General features: G+C 72.7%; 19 protein-coding genes. 13 read left to right on the forward strand and 6 right to left on the reverse strand.

Features of this window, described 5'->3' with window-relative positions:
• Positions 1 to 9: 9 nt before the first annotated feature.
• Both ACF073_RS28335 and ACF073_RS28340 read right to left on the reverse strand, forming a co-directional pair.
• Positions 10 to 1,938, reverse strand: coding sequence for an acetyl/propionyl/methylcrotonyl-CoA carboxylase subunit alpha (locus ACF073_RS28335; protein ID WP_392074213.1), 1,929 nt, complete (start codon positions 1,936 to 1,938; stop codon positions 10 to 12).
• Positions 1,939 to 1,949: 11 nt separating this feature from the next.
• Positions 1,950 to 3,566 (reverse strand): carboxyl transferase domain-containing protein, encoded by a 1,617-nt coding sequence (locus ACF073_RS28340; RefSeq protein ID WP_392074214.1) that lies wholly within the window; start codon positions 3,564 to 3,566, stop codon positions 1,950 to 1,952.
• A 97-nt stretch (positions 3,567 to 3,663) separates the two neighbouring features.
• On the opposite strand from ACF073_RS28340, the gene ACF073_RS28345 reads away from it, so the two are divergent.
• From ACF073_RS28345 to ACF073_RS28360, 4 genes are all read left to right on the forward strand, one after another.
• Complete coding sequence (locus tag ACF073_RS28345) at positions 3,664 to 4,266, forward strand: TetR/AcrR family transcriptional regulator (RefSeq protein ID WP_392074215.1); 603 nt, start codon at positions 3,664 to 3,666, stop codon at positions 4,264 to 4,266.
• A gap of 140 nt (positions 4,267 to 4,406) precedes the next feature.
• On the forward strand, positions 4,407 to 5,564 hold the full coding sequence (locus ACF073_RS28350) for an acyl-CoA dehydrogenase family protein (RefSeq protein WP_392074216.1): 1,158 nt from the start codon (positions 4,407 to 4,409) through the stop codon (positions 5,562 to 5,564).
• Positions 5,565 to 5,600: 36 nt separating this feature from the next.
• Positions 5,601 to 6,482, forward strand: coding sequence for an acyl-CoA thioesterase (locus tag ACF073_RS28355; protein ID WP_392074217.1), 882 nt, complete (start codon positions 5,601 to 5,603; stop codon positions 6,480 to 6,482).
• 301 nt (positions 6,483 to 6,783) lie between these two features.
• Positions 6,784 to 7,164: a hypothetical protein gene (locus ACF073_RS28360; RefSeq protein WP_392074218.1), complete on the forward strand. Its 381-nt coding sequence runs from the start codon at positions 6,784 to 6,786 to the stop codon at positions 7,162 to 7,164.
• 66 nt (positions 7,165 to 7,230) lie between these two features.
• Here the strand turns inward: ACF073_RS28360 and ACF073_RS28365 are convergent, their stop codons facing one another.
• Complete coding sequence (locus ACF073_RS28365) at positions 7,231 to 8,019, reverse strand: phosphatase (RefSeq protein WP_392074219.1); 789 nt, start codon at positions 8,017 to 8,019, stop codon at positions 7,231 to 7,233.
• A gap of 78 nt (positions 8,020 to 8,097) precedes the next feature.
• Complete coding sequence (locus tag ACF073_RS28370) at positions 8,098 to 9,693, reverse strand: PucR family transcriptional regulator (protein ID WP_392074220.1); 1,596 nt, start codon at positions 9,691 to 9,693, stop codon at positions 8,098 to 8,100.
• Between the two features lie 184 nt (positions 9,694 to 9,877).
• On the opposite strand from ACF073_RS28370, the gene ACF073_RS28375 reads away from it, so the two are divergent.
• The 4 genes from ACF073_RS28375 (at position 9,878) to ACF073_RS28390 (ending at position 15,441) form a co-directional block, all read left to right on the forward strand.
• A complete protein-coding gene (locus ACF073_RS28375; RefSeq protein WP_392074221.1) occupies positions 9,878 to 11,338 on the forward strand; it encodes a sodium:solute symporter in 1,461 nt (486 codons plus the stop codon).
• A gap of 56 nt (positions 11,339 to 11,394) precedes the next feature.
• Positions 11,395 to 12,363 carry an agmatinase gene (gene speB / locus ACF073_RS28380; RefSeq protein ID WP_392074222.1) on the forward strand — a complete coding sequence of 323 codons (969 nt, stop codon included), beginning with the start codon at positions 11,395 to 11,397 and terminating at the stop codon, positions 12,361 to 12,363.
• A 23-nt stretch (positions 12,364 to 12,386) separates the two neighbouring features.
• Complete coding sequence (locus ACF073_RS28385; RefSeq protein WP_392074223.1) at positions 12,387 to 14,075, forward strand: thiamine pyrophosphate-binding protein; 1,689 nt, start codon at positions 12,387 to 12,389, stop codon at positions 14,073 to 14,075.
• Positions 14,076 to 14,517: 442 nt separating this feature from the next.
• Complete coding sequence (locus tag ACF073_RS28390) at positions 14,518 to 15,441, forward strand: serine hydrolase (protein WP_392074224.1); 924 nt, start codon at positions 14,518 to 14,520, stop codon at positions 15,439 to 15,441.
• A gap of 50 nt (positions 15,442 to 15,491) precedes the next feature.
• On the opposite strand, the gene ACF073_RS28395 is transcribed toward ACF073_RS28390, so the two are convergent.
• The gene (locus tag ACF073_RS28395) at positions 15,492 to 15,872 is read right to left on the reverse strand and encodes a hypothetical protein (protein ID WP_392074225.1); all 381 of its coding nucleotides are present in this window, start codon (positions 15,870 to 15,872) and stop codon (positions 15,492 to 15,494) included.
• Between the two features lie 221 nt (positions 15,873 to 16,093).
• Between ACF073_RS28395 and ACF073_RS28400 the strand changes: the two genes are divergently transcribed.
• From ACF073_RS28400 to ACF073_RS28420, 5 genes are all read left to right on the forward strand, one after another.
• Complete coding sequence (locus ACF073_RS28400) at positions 16,094 to 17,044, forward strand: serine hydrolase (RefSeq protein WP_392074226.1); 951 nt, start codon at positions 16,094 to 16,096, stop codon at positions 17,042 to 17,044.
• A gap of 76 nt (positions 17,045 to 17,120) precedes the next feature.
• Positions 17,121 to 18,170 carry an esterase-like activity of phytase family protein gene (locus ACF073_RS28405; RefSeq protein WP_392074227.1) on the forward strand — a complete coding sequence of 350 codons (1,050 nt, stop codon included), beginning with the start codon at positions 17,121 to 17,123 and terminating at the stop codon, positions 18,168 to 18,170.
• Positions 18,171 to 18,258: 88 nt separating this feature from the next.
• Positions 18,259 to 21,987: an ABC transporter ATP-binding protein gene (locus tag ACF073_RS28410; RefSeq protein ID WP_392074228.1), complete on the forward strand. Its 3,729-nt coding sequence runs from the start codon at positions 18,259 to 18,261 to the stop codon at positions 21,985 to 21,987.
• Positions 21,988 to 22,119: 132 nt separating this feature from the next.
• Entirely contained in the window at positions 22,120 to 22,512 is a 393-nt protein-coding gene (locus ACF073_RS28415; RefSeq protein WP_392074229.1) for a hypothetical protein, read from the forward strand.
• A 130-nt stretch (positions 22,513 to 22,642) separates the two neighbouring features.
• Positions 22,643 to 24,058 (forward strand): S28 family serine protease, encoded by a 1,416-nt coding sequence (locus ACF073_RS28420; protein ID WP_392074230.1) that lies wholly within the window; start codon positions 22,643 to 22,645, stop codon positions 24,056 to 24,058.
• Positions 24,059 to 24,070: 12 nt separating this feature from the next.
• On the opposite strand, the gene ACF073_RS28425 is transcribed toward ACF073_RS28420, so the two are convergent.
• Positions 24,071 to 25,924: a glycoside hydrolase family 3 protein gene (locus ACF073_RS28425; RefSeq protein ID WP_392074231.1), complete on the reverse strand. Its 1,854-nt coding sequence runs from the start codon at positions 25,922 to 25,924 to the stop codon at positions 24,071 to 24,073.
• Positions 25,925 to 26,030: the final 106 nt, after the last annotated feature.

Below are 26,030 nucleotides of genomic sequence, written 5' to 3' on the forward strand. Positions count from 1 at the left end.
CCTCGTCGCTCACTGCGCCTCCTCCTTGGGGGCGATGACGGCGAGCACCTGGTCCATGGCGACCGTGCTGCCCGGGGTCACGTCCAGTTCGGCGACCGTGCCGGCGTGCGGGGCGGAGATGACGTGCTCCATCTTCATCGCCTCGACCACCAGGAGGCTCTGCCCCGCGCTCACCTCGTCGCCGACGGCCACCTTCACCACCGTCACCGTGCCGGGCATGGGCGCGGTCAGCGAGTCGGCGCCCGCGTGCGCCGCCCCGGTGAGGGAGGCGGCGACCGGGTCGTGGTCCCGGACGTGCCAGGCGTCGCCGTCCCGGCCGATCCAGTCGGCCGCCCGGCGGAAGGAGTGCCGGACGCCGTCGAGGGTGACCTGGACGCGGTCCTCGGTCACGGTGTGCGTGCCGCGCGGGGTGTACCGCACCGGATCGGCCACCCGCAGGTCGAAGGCGACACGCTTCGGGGCCCCGCCCAGCCGCCAGCCGCTCGGCACCGAGAAGGGGTCGGTCCAGCCGTCGCCCCGGGGCCGCAGCGCCTCCTGCCGCACGGCCGCCGCCGCCTCGTACACCTCCTCCGGTACGTCCGTGGGGACCAGCTCGTCCACCACCCGCTCCACCAGCCCGGTGTCCAGCTCGCCCGCCACCACCGCCGGATGGGCCAGCAGCCGGCGCAGGAAGCCCGCGTTGGTCTGCACGCCCAGCGTGACGGTGTCCGCGAGGGCCGCGCGGAGCCTGCGCAGCGCCGTCTCCCGGTCGGGGCCGTAGGCGATCACCTTGGACAGCATCGGGTCGTACAGGCTGCCCACCTCGGTGCCCTCGCTGAGCCCGGAGTCGGTGCGCAGGCCCTCGCCCCGCGGCTCGTCCAGCAGCAGCACCGTGCCGCCGGACGGCAGGAAACCGCGCGCCGGGTCCTCGGCGCAGATCCGCGCCTCCACCGCGTGCCCGGTGAGCCGGACGTCCTCCTGGGCGAAGCCCAGCCGCTCCCCGGCCGCCACCCGCAGCTGCCACTCCACCAGGTCGAGCCCGGTGACCAGTTCCGTGACCGGGTGCTCCACCTGGAGACGGGTGTTCATCTCCATGAAGAAGTACGACGACGGGTCCCCGCCCGGCACGATGAACTCCACCGTGCCCGCGCCCCGGTACCCGCACGAGCGGGCCGCCTGCACGGCCGCCTCGCCCATCGCCGCCCGGGTCTTCTCGTCGAGGAGCACGCTCGGCGCCTCCTCGATGATCTTCTGGTGGCGCCGCTGGAGCGAGCACTCGCGCTCGCCGAGGTGGACGACGCCCCCGTGGCCGTCGGCCAGCACCTGGATCTCGATGTGCCGGGGGCGGTCGATCCACCGCTCCACCAGCAGCGTGTCGTCGCCGAAGGAGGCGCGGGCCTCGCGGCGGGCGGCGGCGATCTCCTCCTCCAGCGCGCTCATGTCCCGCACCAGGCGCATGCCCTTGCCGCCGCCGCCGGCGGAGGGCTTGAGCAGGACGGGGGTGCCGATCTCGCGGGCGGCCTCGGCCAGCCGGGCGTCGGAGAGCCCGCTGCCGCTGGAGCCCGGCACCACCGGCACTCCGGCCGCCTGCACCGTCTCCTTGGCGCGGATCTTGTCGCCCATGAGCGCGATCGCGTCCGCCGGCGGGCCGATGAAGACCAGCCCCGCCTCCTCGCACGCGCGCGCGAAGCCCGCGTTCTCCGCGAGGAAGCCGTACCCGGGGTGGACGGCCTGGGCGCCGGTGCGGGCGGCGGCTTCGAGCAGCCGCTCCGCCGACAGATAGCTCTCGGCGGCCGGCGCCGGGCCGATCCGGACCGCCGTGTCGGCCTCCCGGACATGCCGCGCGTCCGCGTCGGCGTCGGAGAAGACCGCCACCGAGCGCACGCCCAGCGAGCGGAGCGTACGGATGACGCGTACGGCGATCTCGCCCCGGTTGGCCACCAGCACTGTGTCGAACACGGTTCCCCTCCTCACATCCGGAAGACGCCGAACTGGGGATCTCCCAGGGGCGCGTTGGCGCAGGCGGTCAGCGCGAGGCCGAGCACCTGACGGGTCTCGAGCGGGTCGATCACGCCGTCGTCCCAGAGCCGGGCCGTGGCGTAGTAGGCGTTGCCCTGCCGCTCGTACTGCGCGCGGACGGGCGCCTTGAAGGACTCCTCGTCCTCGGCGGGCCACTCCTCGCCCCGGGACTCCAGCTGGTCGCGCTTGACGGTCGCGAGGACGGACGCGGCCTGCTCGCCGCCCATCACCGAGATCTTGGCGTTCGGCCACATCCACAGGAAGCGGGGGGAGTAGGCCCGGCCGCACATCGAGTAGTTGCCCGCGCCGTACGAACCGCCGACCACCACCGTCAGCTTCGGCACCCGCGTGCAGGCCACCGCCGTGACCATCTTGGCGCCGTGCTTGGCGATGCCGCCCGCCTCGTAGTCCTTGCCGACCATGAAGCCGGAGATGTTCTGCAGGAACACCAGCGGGATGCCGCGCTGGTCGCACAGCTCGATGAAGTGGGCGCCCTTCTGGGCGGACTCGGAGAACAGGATGCCGTTGTTGGCGACGATCCCGACCGGGTGGCCGTGGATCCGGGCGAAGCCCGTGACCAGCGTCTGGCCGTACTCGGACTTGAACTCCTGGAACCGCGAGCCGTCCACCGTCCGGGCGATCACCTCACGCACGTCGTACGGGGTGCGGGAGTCCACCGGCACCGCCCCGTACAGCCCCGCCGGGTCGGCCTTCGGCTCCTCGACCGGCTCGACCGACCACGGCAGCGGGCCGCGCCCGGGGAGCGTGGCGACGATGTTCCGCACGATCCTGAGGGCGTGCGCGTCGTCCTCGGCGAGGTGGTCGGTGACGCCGGAGACCCGGGAGTGCACCTCGCCGCCGCCCAGCTCCTCCGCCGTGACGACCTCGCCGGTGGCGGCCTTCACCAGCGGCGGGCCGCCGAGGAAGATCGTGCCCTGGCCGCGGACGATGACCGCCTCGTCGCTCATGGCCGGGACGTAGGCCCCGCCGGCCGTGCAGGACCCGAGGACGGCGGCGATCTGCGGAACGCCCGCGCCGGACATCCGGGCCTGGTTGTAGAAGATCCGGCCGAAGTGGTCCCGGTCCGGGAAGACCTCGTCCTGCATCGGCAGGAACGCGCCGCCCGAGTCGACCAGGTAGAGGCACGGCAGGCGATTCTCCAGCGCCACCTCCTGGGCGCGCAGATGCTTCTTCACCGTCATCGGGTAGTACGTGCCGCCCTTGACCGTCGCGTCGTTCGCCACGATCACGCACTCCCGGCCGGAGACCCGGCCGATCCCGGCGATGACGCCGGCCGCCGGGGCCTGCCCCTCGTACATCCCCTCGGCCGCCAGCGGAGCCAGCTCCAGGAACGGCGAGCCCGGGTCGAGCAGGGTGTCCACCCGCTCCCTCGGCAGCAGCTTGCCGCGCGCGGTGTGCCGGGCCCGTGCCCGCTCGCCCCCGCCGAGGGCGGCGGCGGCCAGCTTGCCGCGCAGCTCCTCCACGAGCCCGAGATGGGCCTGTTCATTGGCCCGCCAGGCCTCCGACGCGGGATCAGCCGCGCTGTGAAGCTCCGGTGCCTCCTGCATCCTGCGGTCCCCTCGCCCGGTGATCGAACCGGTTAATGAGCGTTAACCATTTCCTTCAGGTTAACGACCGCTAACCGCGCTGTCTAGAATTGTCTGCATGGTCAGCAGAACCGACGCCGCCACCCGCCGCGAGCAGATCCTGAAGGAGGCCGCCCGGCTCTTCGCCGAGCGCGGCTTCCACGGTGTGGGCGTGGACGAGATAGGCGCGGCGGTCGGCATCAGCGGGCCCGGTCTGTACCGGCACTTCCCGGGCAAGGACGCGATGCTCGCCGAGCTGCTGGTCGGCATCAGCGGACAGCTGCTCACCGGGGCGCGGCGGCGGCTCGCGGAGGCCGACGGGGTGCCCGCGGCCCGGATCCTGGACTCGCTCATCGAGGGCCACATCGACTTCGCCCTTGACGACCGCCCGCTGATCACCCTGCACGACCGCGAGCTCGACCGGCTGCGCGACAGCGACCGCAAGCTGGTGCGGCAGCTGCAGCGGCAGTACGTGGAGCTGTGGGTCGAGGTGGTCCGCGCGGTGTACCCGGGGCTGACCGAACCGGCCGCCCGCTCGGCCGTCCACTCGGTCTTCGGCCTGCTCAACTCCACCCCGCACCTCGGCCGCGCCGGCACCCTCCCCGGCCGCGGCACGACGGCGGTCCTGCTGCACCGGATGGCGCGGGGCGCCTTCGCGGCGGCCGGCGCCGCCGAGGGCTGAGCCGGGGCGGGCGCGTACACCGGCCGCCGGAGGGCAGGGGACGGGGTGGGGTAGCTCACCCTGGACGCAGTACCGTACTCACCGGTATCTTCGACTCTGAGCAAGCGCTTAGACATGCCGAGGTACGTGGAGGTGGCGGCGTGCGCCGTACGGTGTTCAACGAGGATCACGAGGCGTTCCGGGAGACCCTTCGCGCCTTCATCGAGGCCGAGGTCGTGCCGGTGTACGACGAGTGGTTCGCCGCCGGCCAGGCGCCGCGCGACTTCTACTACAAGCTCGGCGAGCTGGGCATCTTCGGCATCAACGTCCCGGAGGAGTTCGGCGGCGCGGGCCTGGACAGCCACAAGTTCGAGGCCGTCCTCTACGAGGAGACCGCCCGCGCGGGCGTCCAGTTCGGCGGCTCCGGCGTGCACGTGCTGCTCGCCCTGCCGTACATCAAGATGCTCGCCACCGACGAGCAGAAGAAGCGCTACCTGCCGAAGTTCGTCACCGGCGAGGAGATGTGGGCCATCGCGATGACGGAGCCGGGCACCGGCTCCGACCTCGCGGGCATGAAGTCCACCGCCAAGCTCTCCGAGGACGGCACGCACTACGTCCTCAACGGCGCCAAGACCTTCATCACCGGCGGCGTGCACGCCGACCGCGTGATCGTGTGCGCCCGCACCTCGGCGCCCACCGCCGAGGACCGCCGCCACGGCATCTCGCTGTTCGCCGTGGACACCAAGTCCGCGGGCTACTCCGTCGGCCGCAAGCTGGACAAGCTCGGCCTGAAGACCTCCGACACCGCCGAGCTGGCCTTCGTCGACGTCAAGGTCCCGGTCGAGGACCTGCTCGGCGAGGAGAACAAGGGCTTCTACTACCTCGGCCACAACCTGGCCTCCGAGCGCTGGGGCATCGCCTTCGGCGCCTACGCGCAGGCCAAGGCCGCCGTCCGGTTCGCCAAGCAGTACGTGCAGGAGCGCACCGTCTTCGGCAAGCCGGTCGCCCACTTCCAGAACACCAAGTTCGAGCTGGCCGCCTGCCAGGCCGAGGTGGACGCCGCCGAGGCGGTCGCCGACCGCGCCACGGAGGCCCTGGACGCCGGTGAGCTGACGCCCGCCGAGGCCGCCTCCGCGAAGCTCTTCTGCACCGAGGTCGCGCACCGCGTCATCGACCGCTGCCTCCAGCTGCACGGCGGCTACGGCTACATGAACGAGTACCCGATCGCCCGCCTGTACGCGGACAACCGCGTCAACCGCATCTACGGCGGCACCAGCGAGATCATGAAGTCGATCATCGCCAAGGACATGGGTCTGTAAGGTCCGCGCCCGCACCGGCCGGTACACCTATACGCCATGAGCCAGGCACTCCAGGACCTCCTCGATCTGCTCGACCTCGAGCAGATCGAGGAGGACATCTTCCGCGGCCAGTCCCGCTCCGCCGTCGTCCCCCGCGTCTTCGGCGGGCAGGTCGCCGCGCAGGCGCTGGTCGCCGCCGGCCGGACGGTCCCCGCCGACCGCCCCGCCCACTCCCTGCACGCGTACTTCCTGCGCCCCGGCGACCCGGGCGCCCCGATCGTCTACACCGTGGACCGCATCCGCGACGGCCGGTCCTTCACCACCCGCCGGGTGGTCGCCGTCCAGCACGGCAAGCCGATCTTCCACCTCTCGGCGTCCTTCCAGACGTACGAGGAGGGCCTGGAGCACCAGGCGCCCATGCCCGCGGCGCCCGACCCGGCGACCCTGCCCACCTCCCAGGAGCGGCTGCGCGGCTACGACCACCTCGCCCCCGAGGTCGTCGAGAAGTTCCTGGAGGCCCGCGAGGCGATCGACCTGCGGTACGTGGACGAGCCGCCGTACGGGCGCTTCGGCGCGGAGCGCGAGCCGCACTCCCAGGTGTGGTTCCGCACCAACGGCAAGCTGGACTGCGCCTTCGACGCGCCCCTGCTCCATGTCGTCCTCGCCACCTACGTCTCCGACATGACCCTGCTCGACTCCGTGCTGCTCGCGCACGGGCGCGGCGGCTGGGCCGTCGGCGACGTCGTCGGGGCCTCCCTGGACCACGCCATGTGGTTCCACCGGCCCTTCCGGGCCGACGAATGGCTGCTGTACGACCAGGAGTCGCCGTCCGCGCACGGCGGCCGCGGCCTCGGCCAGGCCCGTATCTACACCCAGGACGGACGCCTCGCCGTCACGGTCATCCAGGAGGGTGTGGTGCGCGTTCCGAGGCGGCCGTGACGGGGGTGCCGCTCAAGATGACGAGTGACGCGAGCGGTACTACGCTTTTTGAGTGAAAGCCGCAGCGAACGGCATGGCCGGCGCACGGCCTCCCGGTTTCCGGGACCTCCGCCGCGGCATCCGGTGGCGAGACCACGTACGGGTGCCGGTGCGGGCGCCGAAGACCTCAGCCGTCACGTCAACCAGGCTGCGGTGGCACCTCAAGACCGCGCCGCGATCTTCCTTCTTGCAGCGGCGACGGCCATCCGCCTCGCGTTCCACCTGGGAGCCGCGAGAGACGATGGAGATGGAAGGTAATCCCATGCGATCACAGCGCACGAGGCGTCTCGTCGCGATCTCTGCCTCCGGTCTGCTGCTGGCCGGCGGAGTCGCGCTCGGCACGGCCGGCACCGCCTCTGCCTCGGACTACAACAACCACAGCTCCTACAGCAGTGGCCACGGCGGCCACGGCGGGTGGGGCGACGATGACGACGACGACTACGGCTGGGGCGGCGACCACGGCGGCTACGGCGGTGGCGACCATGGTGGCGGCGGCTACGGCGGCGGCGACCACGGTGGCGGCGGCTACGGCGGCGGCGACCACGGCGGCGGCGGCGGTGGCTACGGCGGCGGCGGTGGCGGCGGTCACGGCGGCGGCGGTGGCGGCGGCCACGGTGGCGGCGGAGGAGGTGGCGGTCACTGACCCCACCGAGAACTGAACAGATGTGCGGCCCCGCTCGCGGGGCCGCACATCACGTCTTCCGGGCCGTCAGACCAGGCCCGCCCCGGCCAGCAGATACGCCGTCATCAGGTCGTAGTGGCGGGGGCTGACCACATGGTCGTCGAGCGGGACGGCCACCTGGACGGTGCCCTCGGACTCGGCGAGGAAGAGCGCCGGGTCGTTGCAGTCCGCGTATCCGACGGAGTCCACGCCGTGCTGGCCCGCGTATCCCGCCCAGCCGTGGTCGGCGACCACCAGATCGGGCAGCGGGCGCCCCTCGCGCTCAAGGCCCGTGAGAATGGCCCGCATCGGCTCCCCGGAGTGGGTGTGCCAGAGGCTGGCGCCGTGTTCGAGGACGGCCACGTCGGCGAACTGCATGACGTATCCCTCGTCGGTCTGCAGTCCCTCCGGGATGACGAGGATCTCGCAGCCGGCACCGCGCAGCGCGGCGGCCGTGGCGCGGTGCACGTCCAGCAGGCCGCCCGGGTGCCCGGTCGCGAACAGCACCCGCTGGCGGCCTTCGGCCGCCTTGCGCAGCCGCGTCGCCAGCCGGTCCAGCGCGTCCACGGTCAGCTCGGGGTCGATGGTGTCCTGGCCGTACCGGTACTCCGGGTCGTCGTTGACACCCACCCGCTCGGCCATGACCGCCAGCACGTCCTGCTCGTCCGTCCAGCGGTCGCCCAGTTCCAGGCCGAACCAGAAGTTGCGCACCCCGTTGGCGAGCTGACGGTAGTGGGAGAGGTTGTTCTCGCGGGGGGTGGCGACGTCCCCCGCGATACGGGTGCGTACCAGGTGGTCGACGAGCTGGGCGCGGCTGGGTGTCCCGGATATCGGCATGCCTCCCATTGTGGGGCAGTGCGCCGCGCCCGTCGTCGGCATATCGCCCGCTGGGACGGGTGTCACTCACCCCCGCCGTCAGCCCCTGCGCAGCGCGAACCACAGCTCCATGCGCACGTCCGGGTCGTCCAGGTCGGTGCCCAACAGGGCGGCGCAGCGGGCGATCCGCTGCCGCACGGTGTTGCGGTGCACACCGAGCGCCACCGCCGTACGGTCCCAACTGCCGTGCAGCGACAGCCAGCTGTGCAGGGTCTCGGCGAGCGCGGCCTGTCCCGCGAGGGGTTCGAGCAGCGTGCGGGCGTGCGTCTCGGCGTCCGCCGGCGGCACCAGGTCCGCCAGCGCCGGCCGGACGGCGTGCCGCAGCAGCGGGGTGCGGGTGGCGCGGGCCCGGGCGAGGGCCCGGGCGGCCTGGGTGTCGGCGGCGGGCCAGTCCCGCGGGCCGGCCGGGGCGCTGACCCCGAGCGTCCAGCCGGGCTGCGCTTCCGGCTCCCGGTCCGCCGGGACCAGCACCCGTACGACGTCACGGTCGAGGTCGACCAGCGGCGAACCCAGCGCGGCACCGAGCGCCGAGGCGGCGACCGCGTCCGGGGCCTGGCCGTCCGGCCGCGCGTGCGCGACGAGCCACTGCCCGGCGCCGAGCAGCGGGGCCACCTCCTCGGCCGGGGCGCCCAGCAGCAGCCGGACCAGCGCGGAGGACCGGGCGGCGCCGGCCCCGCTCTGGTGCTCACCGGTCAGCAGGGCCAGCAGGACGGCGGCGACGGAGGCGATGGTGTGGTCACCGGGCTCGCGCCGGGGTGTGGCCACACCGAGCACGAATCCCTCGCCGGCCCCGAGCGCGTAGACGGCGAGCTGGGCGGCCCCGTGGGTGTCGGTTGCGGAGGCGGGCTGCGGCCGGCCCGCGGGAGCCGCCGGTGCCGGGCCGGACCCCGGGGACGGGCGGGCGGCCGGGTCCTGCGGTGTTCTGGCGGGCGGCCTGACCACCGCCGCCAGCTCGGTCAGGGCCGCCCGCACGCCCTCCGGTGCCGCCCGGCCCGCCCCCGCGATCTCCGTGCCGTCCGGCCCGTACAGCACCGCCCGGCCGCCCAGGCGCTGGGCCAGCTGGCGCAGCACCGAGGGGACCGGATCCGGCCGCGAGGCGGCGGCCGCGAGGCTCTGCTGGGCCTCCGTGACCCGGCGCAGCTCGGCCAGCCGGGCCTGTGCCATCAGCTGCCAGACCGCGCGGGCCACGGCGGAGAACGTGGTCTGCGGCGGTACCTCCAGCAGCGGCAGGCCGTGCCGGTCGCAGGCGGCCACCAGGGCGCGCGGGACCGTGTCGTGCACCGGGGCCAGACCGAAGCCGAGGGCCGTGCCGCCGGCGGCCACGATCCGGGACACGTAGGCGTCGAAGTAGTCCCCCGGCGCCGGGTCCCCGTGACCGGGGGCGTCCCCGCCGGAACGCACGGCCTCCGGGATGTGCACCCCGGCGGACAGCAGCAGCTCGCCGCCCAGCAGATACGGGTACGGGTCGGCCATCTCCGAGGTGTGCGCCCAGTGGATCACGATCCCCGGGTCCGCCGGTCCGGCGATCTGCCGCAGGGCGAGGTCCTCCCGGGCCAGCAGCGCCTGGAGCGTGACCGGTGGGGTCGGTGGGACCGCTGGGGTGATCGTCTCGGGCATGATGTGCGATTCCTCCATCCCGCCCTGTTCCTGTGGATGAAACGTACACTTCGCAGTCGCTTTCCGGCCACCTACTGTCAAGTGAGCACGGCAGCGGCGGGTACGGGCGGATGTCCCCGCGATCGGCTGCCGGCGCCGCCGTTCGCACGGCACCCCCAGGCAACCGCACGACACGCCACCGACAGTGCGCGAAGGAGGGCCCATGGCCGTCGACTACACAGTGATCGTCCTCTATCTGGCCGGCATGCTGGCCATGGGCTGGTGGGGCATGCGCCGCGCCAAGTCGAAGAGCGAGTTCCTGGTGGCGGGCCGCCGTCTCGGGCCCGCCATGTACTCCGGCACCATGGCGGCGATCGTCCTCGGCGGCGCGTCCACCATCGGCGGGGTGGGCCTCGGCTACCAGTACGGCCTCTCCGGCGCCTGGATGGTCTTCACCATCGGCCTCGGCCTGCTGGCCCTCTCGGTCTTCTTCTCCGCGCGCATCGCCCGGCTGAAGGTCTACACCGTCTCCGAGATGCTCGACCTGCGCTACGGCGGCCGGGCCGGGGTGATCTCGGGCGTGGTCATGTGGGCGTACACCCTCATGCTCGCGGTGACCTCCACCATCGCCTACGCCACGATCTTCGACGTGCTCTTCGACGTGAACCGCACCGTCGCGATCGTCATCGGCGGCTCGATCGTCGTCGCGTACTCCACCCTCGGCGGCATGTGGTCCATCACGCTCACCGACATGGTGCAGTTCGTGGTCAAGACGATCGGCGTGCTGCTCCTGCTCCTGCCCATCGCGGTGGTCAAGGCGGGCGGCTTCGCCGAGATGAAGGCCAAGCTGCCCACCGAGTACTTCGACCCGCTGGGCATCGGCGGCGAGACGATCTTCACCTATGTCCTGATCTACACGTTCGGCATGCTGATCGGCCAGGACATCTGGCAGCGCGTGTTCACGGCTCGCAGCGACCGGACGGCCAGGTGGGGCGGCACGGTGGCCGGAACCTACTGCCTGGTCTACGCCCTGGCCGGCGCGGTGATCGGTACGGCCGCCAAGGTGCTCTACCCCGAGCTGGGCAGCCCCGACGACGCCTTCGCGACCATCGTCAAGGACGAACTGCCCGTCGGCGTGCGCGGCCTGGTGCTGGCCGCCGCCCTCGCGGCCGTGATGTCCACCTCCTCCGGCGCCCTGATCGCCTGCGCCACCGTCGCCAACAACGACATCTGGTCCCGGCTGCGCGGGATGGTGCGCCCGGACGCCGCCGAGCACGACGAGGTCAAGGGCAACCGCGCCTTCATCCTGGTCATGGGCGTCGGGGTGATCGGCACCGCGATCGCCCTGAACAACGTCGTCGAGGCCCTGACGGTCGCCTACAACCTCCTCGTCGGCGGCCTGCTCGTCCCGATCCTCGGCGGCCTGCTGTGGAGGCGCGGCACCGTGCAGGGCGCGCTGGCGGCCGTCACCGTCGGCGGCCTCTCCGTGATCGGCCTGATGGCCGGCTACGGCATCCTCGCCAACGAGCCCGTCTACTACGGCCTGCTGGCCTCCCTCGCGGCCTACCTCGCCGTCTCCCTGGCGACGAGGCCCACCGACGCGGCGGTCCTCGCCACCTGGCGCGAGCGCCTCGCCGGACGTAGCCCCGAACTCGTGTCCGAAACGGTCCCGGCTCACCAGTAGAGTCGTATGGATAGCTGTACATGCGCGGCGAAGCGCAGGAAAGAAGGCATTTCACCATGAGCGGCAACGAGACGCCCCGCGGCCCCGTCGACTCCTCCCGCATCCCGCGGTACGCCGGCCCCGCCACGTTCGCCCGGCTGCCCCGCCTCGACGAGGTCGGCACCGCCGATGTCGCCGTGGTGGGCGTGCCGTTCGACTCCGGCGTCTCGTACCGGCCGGGCGCCCGCTTCGGCGGCAACGCCATCCGCGAGGCGTCCCGGCTGCTGCGCCCCTACAACCCCGCGCAGGACGCCTCCCCGTTCGCCCTCGCGCAGGTCGCGGACGGCGGCGACATCGCCGTGAACCCGTTCAACATCAACGAGGCCGTGGACACCATCGAGGCGGCGGCGGACGAGCTGCTCGGCACCGGCGCCCGCCTGATGACCCTGGGCGGCGACCACACCATCGCCCTGCCGCTGCTGCGCTCGGTCGCGAAGAAGCACGGCCCGGTGGCCCTGCTGCACTTCGACGCCCACCTGGACACCTGGGACACCTACTTCGGCGCCGAGTACACCCACGGCACCCCGTTCCGCCGCGCGGTGGAGGAGGGCATCCTCGACACCGAGGCGCTCTCCCACGTCGGCACCCGGGGCCCGCTCTACGGCAAGCAGGACCTCACCGACGACGAGAAGATGGGCTTCGGCATCGTCACCTCGGCGGACATCTACCGCCGCGGCGCCGACGAGGTCGCCGACCAGCTGCGCCAGCGCATCGGCGACCGCCCGCTGTACATCTCCATCGACATCGACTGCCTCGACCCGGCCCACGCGCCCGGCACCGGCACCCCCGAGGCCGGCGGCATGACCTCCCGCGAACTCCTGGAGATCCTGCGCGGGCTCGCCTCCTGCAACCTGGTGTCGGCCGACGTCGTCGAGGTCGCCCCGGCGTACGACCACGCCGAGATCACCTCGGTCGCGGCCTCCCACACGGCCTACGAACTGACCACCATCATGAGCCGCCAGATCGCGGCGGCCCGCAACGCCTAACTCTCCCTAGGGGACCGAGAGCAGTGACTCACGACCACGACCTGGTACTCCGCCCGACCGCCGCGCAGACGGAGGCCGCGCTGAACCCGCCCCCCGGCCGCAACGGCGGAGACCTGGTCGTGGAGACCCTGGCCGGTCTCGGCGCGACCACGGTCTTCGGCCTGCCCGGCCAGCACGCGCTCGGCATGTTCGACGCCCTGCGCCGCTCCTCCCTGCGCTACATCGGCCTGCGGGTGGAGAACAACGCGGGCTTCGCCGCCGACGCGTACGGCCGGATCACCGGCGAGGCGGCCCCGCTGCTGCTGTCGACCGGCCCCGGCGCCCTGACCTCGCTCGCGGCCCTCCAGGAGGCGGCGGCGGCCTCCGCCCCCGTCCTGGCGATCAGCAGCCAGATCCCCACGGCCGGCCTCGGCGGCGGCCGGCACGGCTACCTCCACGAACTCCCCGACCAGGCGGCCTCGTTCCGCGGCGTCGTCAAGTCGGTCCACACGGTCCGCACCCGGTCCCAGATCCCGTCCGCGATCGCGGCGGCCTGGAAGTCGGCGCTGACGGCCCCGCACGGCCCGGTGTGGGTGGAGATCCCGCAGGACGTCCTCCTCGCCGAGGCCGATCTGCCGGTGGTGACGGCGATGGACGCGACCCCCGAGGACGTGGTCCCGCGCCCCGAACTGACGGCGCTGGCGGCGGACCTGCTGTCGAACGCGTCCCGCCCCGCGATCATCGCGGGCGGCGGTGTCGTACGCGCGGACGCCTCCGGCAAGCTGCGGCAGCTGGCCGAGAAGCTGGACGCCCCCGTCGTCACGACCTTCGGCGGCAAGGGCGCCTTCCCCTGGGAGCACCCGCTGTCGATGCGGTCCTGGCTGGAGGACCGCCACACCACGGACTTCCTGGAGGACGCCGACGTCCTCCTGGTCGTCGGCTCGGGCCTCGGCGAACTCTCCTCCAACTACCACACGTTCAAGCCGCGCGGCCGGGTCGTCCAGATCGAGGCGGACCCCGGCAAGCTGGAGTCCAACCACCCGGCCCTCGGCATCCACGCGGACGCCCGCCTGGCCCTCCAGGCCCTGCTGGAGACGGTGGAGGACCGCACCGACGAGTCCGCGCCCGAGCGGGTGCGGGAGCTGCTCGCGAAGGTCGCCCGCCGCATCGCGTCCCAGGAACTCACCCTGGAGCAGGACGTGCTGGCGTCCGTCCGCCGGGCCCTGCCCGCCGACTCCCCGTCCTTCTGGGACATGACGATCCTGGCGTACTGGGCGTGGTCGGCCTTCGACCCGCGCGGCACCAACCTGATGCACTCGGCCCAGGGCGCCGGCGGCCTCGGCTACGGCTTCCCCGCGGCGCTCGGCGCGGCGGCGGCCGACCCGACCCGCCCCGTGCTGGCGGTCTCCGGCGACGGCGGCGCCCTCTACTCGATCGCCGAACTGGCCACGGCCCGCCAGTACGGCCTCCCGGTCACCTGGCTGATCGTCGACGACGGCGGCTACGGCATCCTCCGCGAGTACATGACGGACGCCTTCGGCCAGGCCACGGCGACCGAACTGACCCGCCCGGACTACGTGGCGCTCGCCGAGTCCTTCGGGGTCCCCGGCGTCCGTACGACGGCACAGACCCTGGAGTCCGACCTGGCGAAGGCACTGTCGACCCCCGGCCCGTCGGTGGTCGTCCTGCCGGCGGTGCTGCGGATGTTCGCGGCGACACATCTCGGCCATTAGGGCCGCTCGCGGCCCAGACCCTTCGCTGCTGAGCGGGTGGAGAACGCCCCCCTGGACCGTGCGCCCGGCGCCTGTCTGAGGGAGCTGTCCCACCCCGGAGGCGCCCTCCGTGGTGATCATGCTCATGCGGTCCTGGCCGGGCCGTACGAGTCGTCATGCGCGGGGGAGGGCCGGCGTGTTCACGGCTGTGCCGAGCGGGGCGGGGCCGGCGGTGATCCCGCCGTCGCGCCGCTGGATGCCGCGACCGGCCGGAACGCCGGGTGAGGGGTGTCTGCCTGAGGACCCCGGCCGGGCGGATCGCCGCCGCGGACCCCGCCCCGGACCCCGCTCCCCGAACACCCGTGCAACTTTCTGCCGTCCTGGCGTGTCCTCTGTGACAGCGCACGGGTGCGCTCAACGGCGTTCAGGGGGACGCCCGTTCGACGTTCAAGGGGAACTTTTCATGACTTACCGGATATCCGGCCGGGCCGGTGCGGTCGCGGTCGCCGTCAGTGCCGCGCTGCTCGTACCCGCTGTCACCGCCGCCACTCCGGCCGCGGCGGCGGCGCCCGCCGTGACCTGTACGTCGGCCAAGGCGGGCCTGGCCGACAAGCTGAAGAAGGACATCACGGCAGCCCTGGCGAACCGCAAGGGCACCGTCGCCGTCGGCCTGTACGACCGCTCCACCAAGACGACCTGCACCCTGCGGGCCACCAGCGCCTACGACTCGGCCAGCACCGTCAAGGTCACCGTGCTCGCCACGCTGCTGTGGGACGCCAAGAAGCACAACCGGCTCCTGACGAGCACCGAGCAGTCGCTCACCAAGGCCATGATCACCAAGTCCGACAACACCGCGACCAGCAAGCTGTGGAAGCAGCTGGGCATGACGAAGATCAAGGGCTTCCTGTCCGCCGCCGGGATGACGAAGACCGTGCCGGGCACGGGCGGCTACTGGGGCCTGACCCAGGAGAACGTCACCGACGAGCAGAAGCTGCTGAAGCTCGTCACCGCCAAGAACAGCGTGCTGAGCGACAACTCGCGCGCCTACATCCTGAAGCTGATGGGCCAGGTCGTCGCCGACCAGCGCTGGGGCACCCCGGCGGGTGCGCCGTCCTCGGTCGCGGTGCACGTCAAGAACGGCTGGCTGCAGCGCTCGACGCACGGCTGGCGGGTGCACAGCCTGGGCACCTTCAACGGGGCCGGCCACGACTACATGATCAGCGTGCTGACGCAGGACAACAGCACCATGGGCTACGGCGTGACCACGATCCAGAACGTCGCCAAGGCCGTCCACAAGGACCTCGTGCCGGCCAATCCCGCCACCAAGCTCTTCACCCCGACGAGCAAGCCCAGCGAGGCGCTCGTCCCGGTGCCGCCGCAGGGCTGACCCGGGGCGAGCGGGGGCACGGCGGTGCCCGTGCCCCCGTACGGGACCTGCTAGCCGGCCGGCACCGTGAGCGCGACGGTGTCGCCGCCGGTCACGGCGAAGGTGCCGGACCTGCCGGCGGCGATGCTGTCGCTGTGGACGACCGCGCCCGCCGGGGTCTTCTCCGTCAGGGTGAGGGTCTGGTCCGTGAGGTTGGTGACCGCGAACTGGGCGGCCCCGGCCTGGACACCGTCGCTCTGCTCGGTGATGCCGGGGACGAACAGGAAGGTCTGCAGGGTCACCAAGTTGCCCGTGCTGCCCTTCTGGATGATCAGTACGTCCCCGGTGGCCGCCGCCGCCGGGGACGCGGTGGCCGCGACCGTGCCGAGCCCCGCCGCTAGGGCGAGCAGGGCCCCGATCGCGGCGCGACGTCTGCCGGTTGAGGTTCCCATCGTCTTCCCCTCCCTGGATGTGCCCCGGCCCGCGACGGGACGGAGACCGTGGCGCAGAGCCTCGCCGGACCGCCCGCGGTCGCGAAAGAGGCGCGGCGGGGCGCACGAGCGCACACCGGCGGCGCCGGGGGCCGGTGTGAATCCGCCGGCCCGACTCTGTGAGCATGTGCACAACAAGGCACGTCGAGACGCCCGTACGACGTTCGAGGGGGAACCACTTCATGAACCATCGGCTGACCACCGACCGGTCGACGCCTCACCGGATATCCGGCCGGTCCGGCGCGCTCGCCGTCGCCGTCGGCGCCGCGCTGCTCGTACCCGCCGTCACGGCGGCCACCCCGGCCGCGGCGGCACCCGCGCCCGCCGTCAGCTGCACGTCCGCCAAGGCGGGCCTCGCCGACAAGCTGAAGAAGGACATCACCGCGGCGCTCGCGGGCCGCACCGGCACCGTCGCCGTCGGCCTGTACGACCGCTCCACCGACACCACCTGCACGCTGAACGCCGCCACCGCCTTCGACTCGGCCAGCACCGTCAAGGTCACCGTGCTCGCCACGCTGCTGTGGGACGCGAAGAAGACCGGCCGGTACCTGACCGACACCGAGGCCGACCTCGCCACGGCCATGATCACCCAGTCGGACAACGACGCGACCAGCAAGCTGTGGAAGCAGCTGGGCATGGCGAAGATCAAGGGCTTCCTGTCCGCCGCCGGGATGACGAAGACCGTGCCGGACGCGGAGGGCTTCTGGGGTCTGACCCAGGAGAACGTCACCGACGAGCAGAAGCTGCTGAAGCTCGTCACCGCCAAGAACAGCGTGCTGAGCGACAACTCCCGTGCCTACATCCTGAAGCTGATGGGCCAGGTCGTCTCGGACCAGCGCTGGGGCACCCCGGCGGGTGCGCCGTCCTCGGTCGCGGTGCACGTCAAGAACGGCTGGCTGCAGCGCTCCGCGCACGGCTGGCGGGTGCACAGCCTGGGCACCTTCAACGGGGCCGGCCACGACTACATGATCAGCGTGCTGACGCAGGACAACAGCACGATGGACTACGGCGTGACCACCATCCAGAACGTCGCCAAGGCCGTCCACAAGGACCTCGTGCCGGCCGCCGCCGCCCGGTTCACCCCGACCGGCCGGCCGCACGAGGCGCTCGTCCCGGTGCCGCCGCGGGGCTGACCCGACAGCCGGCGCACGACCGAGGCTTCACGAGGCGGTCTCCCCGCGGACACCGTCCCGCCCTACGGTGGCCGGCATGCGCCTGAGAACCGTACTCGCCGGCCTCACCGCCGGCCTGGCGGCGGTCACCTGCCTGACCGCCGCCGGGCCGGCCGCCGCCACCCCGCCCCGCGGCCACGCCACCCCGCCCAGCGGCCACGCCTGTTCGCCGCACGTCCTCGTCGACCGCTTCTCCGACGCGCTCGACAAGACGACGTACGACGGCACCTTCATCGGCAACTTCTCCGCCCTCGCCGTGGACCGGGACGGCTCGCTGGCCGCCCTGGAGGACCGGTCCGCCCTCGTCACCCTGGACGCGCGGACGCTCCGGCCCGAGCGGGTCGTCCCGCTCGCCGACGAGCACGGTGCCCCGCTGGACAGCGAGGGCCTGGTCGTCGAGGGCGACGGCACCCGGCTGATCACCTCGGAGACGGAGCCGGCGATCCGCCGCCACGCCCGCGACGGCAGGATCCTCGACCGCCTCCCGGTCCCGTCCTCGCTCCTCGTCGCCCCCGCCGGCCGCGCCGCCTCCAACCTCACCTTCGAGGGGCTGACCCTGCTGCCCGGCGGACGCACCCTGCTCGCGTCCATGGAGGCGCCGATCTCGGGCGACGCCTCGGACATCGTCCGCTTCCAGACGTGGAACAGGACCCGGGGCGGCCACTTCGGGCTCGCCGCCCAGTACGCCTACCGCGCCGACGCCCGCCTCGGCGTCTCCGAGGTCCAGGCCGCCCCCGACGGCCGCCTCCTCGTGCTGGAGCGCGGCTTCACGGCGGGCGTCGGCAACACGGTCCGCCTCTACCTGGCCGACCCCCGGCACGCCACGGACACCGGCCGTATCGAGAACGTGACGGGGCGGCCCGGTGTGCGCCTGGTCACCAAGACCCTGCTCGCGGACCTGGCCGCCTGCCCCTCCCTGGGCGCCACGGCCAAGCAGCCCCAGCCCAATCCGCTGCTGGACAACATCGAGGGCATGACGATCACGGGGCGTGACCGCACCGGCCGTCTGAAGGTCCTGCTGGTGAGTGACGACAACCAGAACGCGGCACAGCTCACCCGCTTCTACTACCTGCGGGTTCGGGTCTGACCGACCCCCCAAATGTTGCGGAGGGATGAAATCCGCATCCTGCGGCGTTGGTGCCTTTCGGTAGATCAGGTCGACGGAAGGCACCGGCGTGGCAGCGCAACGGGGATGGGCACGACGCCTGGCGGCTTACGCCTGGCGGTATCCGAAGGACGTCGTCCTCGCCCTCGGCTCCTCGCTGGCCGGCATGGCCGTGCTGGCCGTCGTACCGCTGATCACCAAGGTGATCATCGACGATGTGATCGGCGACCGCAGCCGCGCCATGACCCCCTGGGCCGGCGCCCTCGTCGGCGCGGCCCTCCTCGTCTACGCCTTCACCTACGTCCGCCGCTTCTACGGCGGCCGGCTCGCCCTCGACGTCCAGCACGACCTGCGGACCGAGATGTACGACGCGATCACCCGGCTGGACGGCCGCCGCCAGGACGAGCTGTCCACCGGACAGGTCATCGGCCGCGCCACCAGCGACCTCCAGCTGATCCAGGGCCTGCTCTTCATGCTCCCGATGACCATCGGGAACGTCCTGCTCTTCCTGATCTCCCTGGTGATCATGGCCTGGCTGTCGCTGCCGCTGACCCTGGTCGCCCTCGCCGTGGCCCCGGCCCTCGGCTGGATAGCCCGGCGCAGCCGCACCAAGCTCCACCCCGCCACCTGGTACGCCCAGGCCCAGGCCGCCGCCGTGGCCGGGGTGGTCGACGGCGCGGTCAGCGGCGTCCGTGTGGTGAAGGGCTTCGGGCAGGAGGAGCAGGAGACCGGCAAGCTCCGCGAGGTCGGCCGCAGGCTCTACGCGGGCCGGCTGCGCACCATACGGCTGAACAGCAGGTTCACCCCCGCCCTCCAGGCCGTCCCGGCGCTCGGCCAGGTCGCGATGCTGGCCCTCGGCGGCTGGCTCGCCGTACGCGGTCACATCACGCTCGGCACCTTCGTGGCCTTCTCCGCCTATCTGGCCCAGCTGGTCGGCCCGGTCCGGATGCTCGCCATGGTCCTCACGGTCGGCCAGCAGGCCCGCGCCGGCACCGAGCGCGTGCTGGAGCTGATCGACACCGAGCCGACCCTGAAGGACGGCACCAAGACCCTGCCGGCCGACGCGCCCGCGGCCGTCGAGTTCGACGACGTGTCCTTCGGCTACGACCGCGAGCGCCCGGTCCTCAAGGGCCTCAGCTTCGAGATACGGCCCGGTGAGACCCTGGCCGTCGTCGGCTCCTCCGGCTCCGGCAAGTCCACCCTCTCCCTGCTCCTGCCGCGCTTCTACGACGTCACCCACGGCGCCGTCCTGATCGGCGGCCACGACGTGCGCGAGCTGACCCTCGACTCGCTGCGGTCCGCGATCGGCCTGGTCCCGGAGGATTCCTTCCTCTTCTCCGACACCATCCGCGCCAACATCGCCTACGGCCGCCCGGACGCCGGCCAGGAGGAGATCGAGGCCGCCGCCCGCGCCGCCCAGGCGGACCGTTTCATCGCCGAGCTGCCCGACGGCTACGACACCACGGTCGGCGAGCAGGGCCTCACCCTCTCCGGCGGCCAGCGCCAGCGCGTCGCGCTCGCCCGCGCCCTGCTCACCGACCCCCGGCTGCTGGTCCTCGACGACGCCACCAGCGCCGTGGACGCCCGGGTCGAGCACGAGATCCACGAGGCGCTGAAGGAGGTCATGGCGGGCCGCACGACCCTCCTCATCGCGCACCGCCGCTCCACCCTGAACCTCGCCGACCGCATCGCCGTCCTGGACGGCGGCCGGCTCGCCGACCTCGGCACCCACGAGGAGCTCCAGGAGCGCTCCGCCCTCTACCGCCGGCTGCTCACCGACCCGGACGAGCTGGGCGGGGTCTCCCCGGGCCGCACCGTCCAGGCCGCGCCGCCCGAGGACACCACCGTCCGTGACGAGCTGGACGCCGAGTTCGACGCCGAGCGGGGCGTCACCCCCCGGCTGTGGACCGGCGACCGGCAGCCCAAGGAGCGGTCCCTCGCCGGCACCCCGGCCACCCCGGAGCTGCTCGCCCAGGTCGAGGCGCTGCCCCCGGCCACCGACACCCCGGCCGTCGACGAGACCCGCGCGACCCTGCCCGAGGACTCCTACGGCCTGCGCCGCCTGCTGCGCGGCTTCGGCGGGCCGCTGCTGCTCAGCCTGCTGCTGGTCGCCGCCGACGCGGGCTCGGGCCTGCTGCTGCCGGTGCTGATCCGGCACGGCATCGACTCCGGCGTGAGCCGGCTGGCGGTCGGCGCGGTGTGGGCGGCCTCCCTGCTCGCCCTGCTGACCGTGCTGGTGCAGTGGGCCGCGCAGATCGGCGAGACCCGGATGACCGGCCGTACCGGCGAACGCGTGCTGTACGCGCTGCGGCTGAAGATCTTCGCCCAGCTCCAGCGGCTCGGCCTCGACTACTACGAGCGGGAGCTGACCGGGCGGATCATGACCCGGATGACGACGGACGTCGACGCCCTGTCCACGTTCCTGCAGACCGGCCTGGTCACCGCGTTCGTCTCGGTCGTCACCTTCTTCGGCATCATGGTCGCCCTGGTCGTGCTCGACGTGCAGCTCGCGCTGGTCGTCTTCGCCACCCTGCCCCCGCTGGTCGTGGCCACCGTCTTCTTCCGCCGGGCGAGCGTGAGGGCGTACGAGCTGGCCCGGGAGCGGGTCTCGTCGGTCAACGCCGACCTCCAGGAGACCGTGGCCGGGCTGCGGATCGTGCAGGCCTTCCGGCGGGAGCGGGACGGCGGGCGGCGGTTCGCCGGGCGCAGCGACAGCTACCGCCAGGCCCGCATCCGCGGCCAGTGGCTGATATCCGTCTACTTCCCGTTCGTGCAGCTGCTGTCCTCGGTCGCCGCGGCGGCCGTACTGATCGCGGGCGCCGGCCGGGTGGAGGCGGCCACCCTGACCACGGGCGCGCTGGTGGCCTATCTGCTCTACATCGACCTGTTCTTCGCGCCGGTCCAGCAGCTCTCCCAGGTCTTCGACGGCTACCAGCAGGCCACGGTGTCGCTGGGCCGCATCCAGGAGCTGCTGCGCGAGCCGACGTCCACGAAGTCCGCCGACGAGCCCCTTGAGGTGCTGTCCCTGCGCGGTGACATCGTCTTCGAGGACGTCCACTTCGCCTACGGCGCCGCGGACGAGTCCGAGGCGGCCCTGTCCGGCATCGACCTGCGGATACCGGCCGGGCAGACGGTCGCCTTCGTCGGCGAGACGGGCGCGGGCAAGTCGACGCTGGTGAAGATGGTCGCGCGGTTCTACGACCCGACCGGCGGGCGGGTCACGGTCGACGGCGCCGATCTGCGCGGCCTCGACCTCACCTCCTACCGGCACCGGCTCGGGGTCGTGCCGCAGGAGGCGTACCTCTTCCCGGGCACCGTCCGCGACGCCATCGCCTACGGCCGTCCGGACGCCACCGACGCCGCGGTGGAGGCGGCGGCCCGCGCGGTCGGCGCGCACGAGATGATCGCCACGCTGGAGGGCGGCTATCTGCACGAGGTCGCCGAGCGCGGCCGGAATCTCTCGGCGGGCCAGCGCCAGCTGATCGCCCTCGCCCGCGCCGAGCTGGTCGACCCGGACATCCTGCTCCTCGACGAGGCCACGGCCGCTCTCGACCTGGCCACCGAGGCCCAGGTCAACCAGGCCACCGACCGCCTCGCGGGCCGCCGCACCACCCTGGTGGTGGCCCACCGGCTGACCACGGCCGCCCGCGCGGACCGGGTGGTGGTGATGGACCACGGCCGGGTCGCCGAGGACGGCACGCACGAGGAGCTGCTGGCCCTCGACGGCCGGTACGCGCGGCTGTGGCGGACCTTCGCCGGCCGGCCCGAGCCGGAGGAGCCGGTGGGCGCGTCCCGCTGAGCCGCCGCCCGCGCGCCGGGCCGCCCCGCCGGGCCGTGCCGCTGACGGCCGTGCAACCATCCGACACACCCGTGCGTCCGTACATCAGTACGGACGTGCGGGGGAGTGTGACCGGGGACGGGGAGGACGACAGTGGGCAGTGGTGCGATACGCAGGCGACTGGCTCTCGGCGCGGCCGTGCTGGCCGCGTCCGGCGCGCTCGCGTTCACCGCGACGGGTACCGCCGAGGCCCGGTCGGCCGGCGGCTGCGTCGGGCGCGAGGTGCGGACCCTGCCGTTCAGAACCGGCGTCACCCATGTCTACAAGCACAACGGGTACATCTGCGCCGTCACCCTCGCCAAGCACCCGGGAGCCGTCCAGGGCATGTCGGTCAGTGTGCAGGCCCGCGGCAACCGGCCGGTCGTCGACAAGGGCCGCTACACGCACCACGCCGGCCCGGTGACCGTGCACGCCGGGCACCGCTGCGTCTGGATCAAGGGCGCGGTGGGCCGCTACACGGTCAGCTCGGGCTGGATCCTGTGCTGATCGCGTAAGTGCCCTGTGCGGACGTCGCGTTCGAGCCGGTCGGTGGAGCGGAGCGCTCAATTCCCTCTGGTGCGGCAGTAGTTGCTGGGATACCTTCCGGCGCACATCTGTCTCACAGGGGAGAGTGTGCATGCGCAAGGCCCTCAGATGGCTGCTGGCGCTCGCGGTGCTCATAGGCACGCTGAGCACGACGGCCGGCGCGGCCACCGCCGCCGGGTCCGAGCCCGCCGACATCAAGGACCGGCTCCTGTCGATACCCGGCATGAGCCTCATCGAGGAGAAGCCGTATCCCGGCTACCGCTACTTCGTCCTGAACTACACCCAGCCGGTCGACCACCGCCACCCGGACCGGGGCACCTTCCAGCAGCGGATCACCGTGCTGCACAAGGACGCCGCCCGCCCCACGGTCTTCTACACCAGCGGCTACAACGTCTCCACGACCCCCTCGCGCCGCGAGCCCACCCAGATCGTGGACGGCAACCAGGTCTCCCTGGAGTACCGCTTCTTCACCCCGTCCCGCCCCGCCCCGGCCGACTGGTCCAAGCTCGACATCTGGCAGGCCGCCAGCGACCAGCACCGCGTGTACCGGGCGCTGAAGGGGATCTACTCCGCCAACTGGCTGGCCACCGGCGGCTCCAAGGGCGGCATGACGGCCACCTACTACGAGCGCTTCTACCCGCGCGACATGGCCGGCGTGGTCGCGTACGTCGCTCCCAACGACGTCGTGAACAAGGAGGACTCGGCCTACGACCGCTTCTTCGCCACCGTCGGCACCAAGGAGTGCCGGGACCGGCTGAACGCCGTGCAGCGCGAGGCGCTGGTGCGCCGCGCGACGCTGGAGGAGAGGTACGCCCGGTACGCCGCCGACAACGGCTACACCTTCGACACCGTCGGCAGCCTGGACAAGGCGTACGAGGCCGTCGTCCTCGACTACGTGTGGGGCTTCTGGCAGTACAGCCTGCTGAAGGACTGCGACACCGTCCCGGCGCACGCGGCCACCGCGAGCGACGACGAGATCTGGAAGTCGGTCGACACGATCTCCGGCTTCTCCGCCTACACCGACCAGGGCCTGACGCAGTACACGCCGTACTACTACCAGGCGGGCACCCAGCTCGGGGCGCCGACCATCCGCTTCCCGCACATCGAGAAGCGCCTGGTCCGGTACGGCTACCAGCCGCCGCGCGCCTTCGTGCCCCGCTCCATCCCGATGCGCTTCCAGCCGGGGGCGATGCGGGACGTGGACCGCTGGGTCCGGCACCACGCCACCCGCATGCTCTACGTCTACGGCCAGAACGACCCCTGGGGTTCGGAGCGCTTCCGGCTCGGCGCGGGCGCCCGTGACTCCTACGTCCTCACCGCGCCCGGCATGAACCACGGAGCGAACGTGGCGGGGCTGGTCCCCGACCAGAAGGCCCTCGCCACCGCCCGCATCCTGGAGTGGGCCGGCGTCTCCCCGTCCGCCGTCGACCGGGCGAAGCCCCTGGCCCCGTACGACGCCAGGCTGGACGTGCGGGACGTGGAGCGGGAGCCCGCGCTGCGCCCCTGACCGGCCCCGGCCCTAGTACCTCAGCCCGTGCCCGATCGGATACAGCACCCGCGTCGGGTCGTCCGCCCGCTGCACCGGCACCGGCAGCTTCCCGCGCGGTGCCACCCGGCCGGCGATCAGCCGTGCGGCGGCGCGCAGTTCGACGTCCGTCCAGCAGTACGTGGCCAGGCAGGCCCGGACGGACGGGAACTGCGCGACGTCGTACGGGTTGCGGATCGCCACCACGACCACCGGCTTGCCCGTGGCCACCAGGCGGTCCACCAGGGTGCGCTGGGAGTTGCCCGCCGTCACGTTGTACGTGGCGACGACCACCGCGTCCGCGTCCCGGGCCGCCGTGACCGCCTTGTCGACGGTGGCGGCGGAGGGCGCGGTGCCGGTGGACAGGGCGGTGGCGGTGAAGCCCAGTTCGGTGAGGGCGGCGGCCAGCACACCGGTGGGCGGCCCCGTGGTGGCGGACGGGGAGGCCGGGTCGGCGCCGACGACCAGCAGCCCGCGCTCCCGGTGACGGTCCAGGGGCAGTACGTCGCCCTCGTTGACCAGCAGGGTGGTGGTGCGTTCGGCGATGCGGTCGGCGGCGGCCAGATGGGACGCGCCGCCCACCGAGCGGTCGACGGCCGCCCGGCCCGACCAGGGGTGGTCCAGGATCCCGCGCCGGTCCTTGAGGCGCAGGACGCGCAGGACCGATTGGTCCAGCCGGGCCTCGGTCAGCTCGCCGTCCCGGACCGCGTTCAGCACCGCGTTCCAGGCCACGTCCAGCGAGGGCGGGTTGAGCAGCTGGTCCACGCCGGCCTTCAGCGCGAGCACCGGCACCCGGTCGTCGCCGTACTTCGTGCGCACCCCCTGCATGCCGAGCGAGTCGGTGATCACGACCCCGTCGTAGCCGAGTTCGCCGCGCAGGATGCCGGTGAGGATCGGCGCGGAGAGGGTGGCGGGGTCCCCGGAGTCGTCCAGGGCCGGGAACTGGATGTGCGCGGTCATGACCGAGTCGATGCCCGCCTCGATCGCGGCCCGGAACGGCACCGCGTCCAGGCTCTCCCACAGCTCCCTGCTGTGGGTGATGACCGGGAAGCCGTAGTGGCTGTCGACGGCGGTGTCCCCGTGGCCCGGGAAGTGCTTGGCGGTCGCCGCGACCCCGGCCTCCTGATAGCCCTTCACCTCGGCGGCCACCAGTGCGGCGACCGCGTCCGGGTCGGCGCCGAAGGAGCGCACGCCGATCACCGGGTTGGCCGGGTTGACGTTCACGTCGGCGTCGGGGGAGTAGTCCTGGTTGACGCCCATCGCGCGCAGCTCGGTGCCGGAGATCCGGCCGAGGGTGCGGGCGTCGGTGCGGGAGCCGCCCGCGCCGATCGCCATCGCGCCGGGGAAGAGGGTGGCCGGCTTGCCGATCCGGCACACCGCGCCGTGCTCCTGGTCGGTGGCGATGAGCACGGGCAGGCCGCGCGGCTGGTCCAGCGAGGCCCGCTGGATGCCGTCGGACAGCCCGGCGATCTGGCGCGGATCGCGGGTGTTGTGCGCCCAGGAGAAGTAGATGATCCCGCCGACCCGGTACTTCGCGATCAGCTCGGCCGCGGTGCGGACGCCGATCTCCTGCAGATTGGCGTCGATGTCCGCCTGGTCGGGGTCGGTGGCGGAGTGGCCGTAGACCCGCATCACGAAGAGCTGGCCGACCTTCTCCTGAAGCGTCATACGGTCGATCAGGGCGCGCAGCCGGCGTTCGCCGTGTGCGGCGGCGTGGGCGGTCGCCGGTACGGTCAGCGCGGCGGTCAGGCCCGCGGTCGCGGCGAGGACGGCGCGTCTGGACGGCCGCGCGGTGGTGTTTCCCGTGCTTCCCGTGCTGGTGCCGCTTCCCGTGCTGCTCTGGTGCACGTGCGCTCCTTCCAGAGGAGAACCGCTGAAGGAAACTTCCGAGGAGTCACCAATATCCGGGAAGTTTCTTTCCGTCAAGGGAATGCACAGTAACCAGGAAGGGGCC

Origin of the sequence: Streptomyces sp. NPDC015171, assembly GCF_043079545.1 — a bacterium.
Taxonomy (GTDB): domain Bacteria; phylum Actinomycetota; class Actinomycetes; order Streptomycetales; family Streptomycetaceae; genus Streptomyces.

Bases quoted from the DNA above. Each gene is read 5' to 3' on its own strand.
- ACF073_RS28375 (WP_392074221.1), top strand. From the start codon at position 9,878: ATGGCCGTCGACTACACAGTGATCGTCCTCTATCTGGCCGGCATGCTG.
- ACF073_RS28420 (WP_392074230.1), top strand. From the start codon at position 22,643: ATGCGCAAGGCCCTCAGATGGCTGCTGGCGCTCGCGGTGCTCATAGGC.
- ACF073_RS28390 (WP_392074224.1), top strand. From the start codon at position 14,518: ATGACTTACCGGATATCCGGCCGGGCCGGTGCGGTCGCGGTCGCCGTC.
- speB (WP_392074222.1), top strand. From the start codon at position 11,395: ATGAGCGGCAACGAGACGCCCCGCGGCCCCGTCGACTCCTCCCGCATC.
- ACF073_RS28360 (WP_392074218.1), top strand. From the start codon at position 6,784: ATGCGATCACAGCGCACGAGGCGTCTCGTCGCGATCTCTGCCTCCGGT.
- ACF073_RS28340 (WP_392074214.1), bottom strand. From the start codon at position 3,566: ATGCAGGAGGCACCGGAGCTTCACAGCGCGGCTGATCCCGCGTCGGAG.
- ACF073_RS28370 (WP_392074220.1), bottom strand. From the start codon at position 9,693: ATGGAGGAATCGCACATCATGCCCGAGACGATCACCCCAGCGGTCCCA.
- ACF073_RS28400 (WP_392074226.1), top strand. From the start codon at position 16,094: ATGAACCATCGGCTGACCACCGACCGGTCGACGCCTCACCGGATATCC.
- ACF073_RS28365 (WP_392074219.1), bottom strand. From the start codon at position 8,019: ATGCCGATATCCGGGACACCCAGCCGCGCCCAGCTCGTCGACCACCTG.
- ACF073_RS28395 (WP_392074225.1), bottom strand. From the start codon at position 15,872: ATGGGAACCTCAACCGGCAGACGTCGCGCCGCGATCGGGGCCCTGCTC.
- ACF073_RS28345 (WP_392074215.1), top strand. From the start codon at position 3,664: ATGGTCAGCAGAACCGACGCCGCCACCCGCCGCGAGCAGATCCTGAAG.
- ACF073_RS28405 (WP_392074227.1), top strand. From the start codon at position 17,121: ATGCGCCTGAGAACCGTACTCGCCGGCCTCACCGCCGGCCTGGCGGCG.
- ACF073_RS28355 (WP_392074217.1), top strand. From the start codon at position 5,601: ATGAGCCAGGCACTCCAGGACCTCCTCGATCTGCTCGACCTCGAGCAG.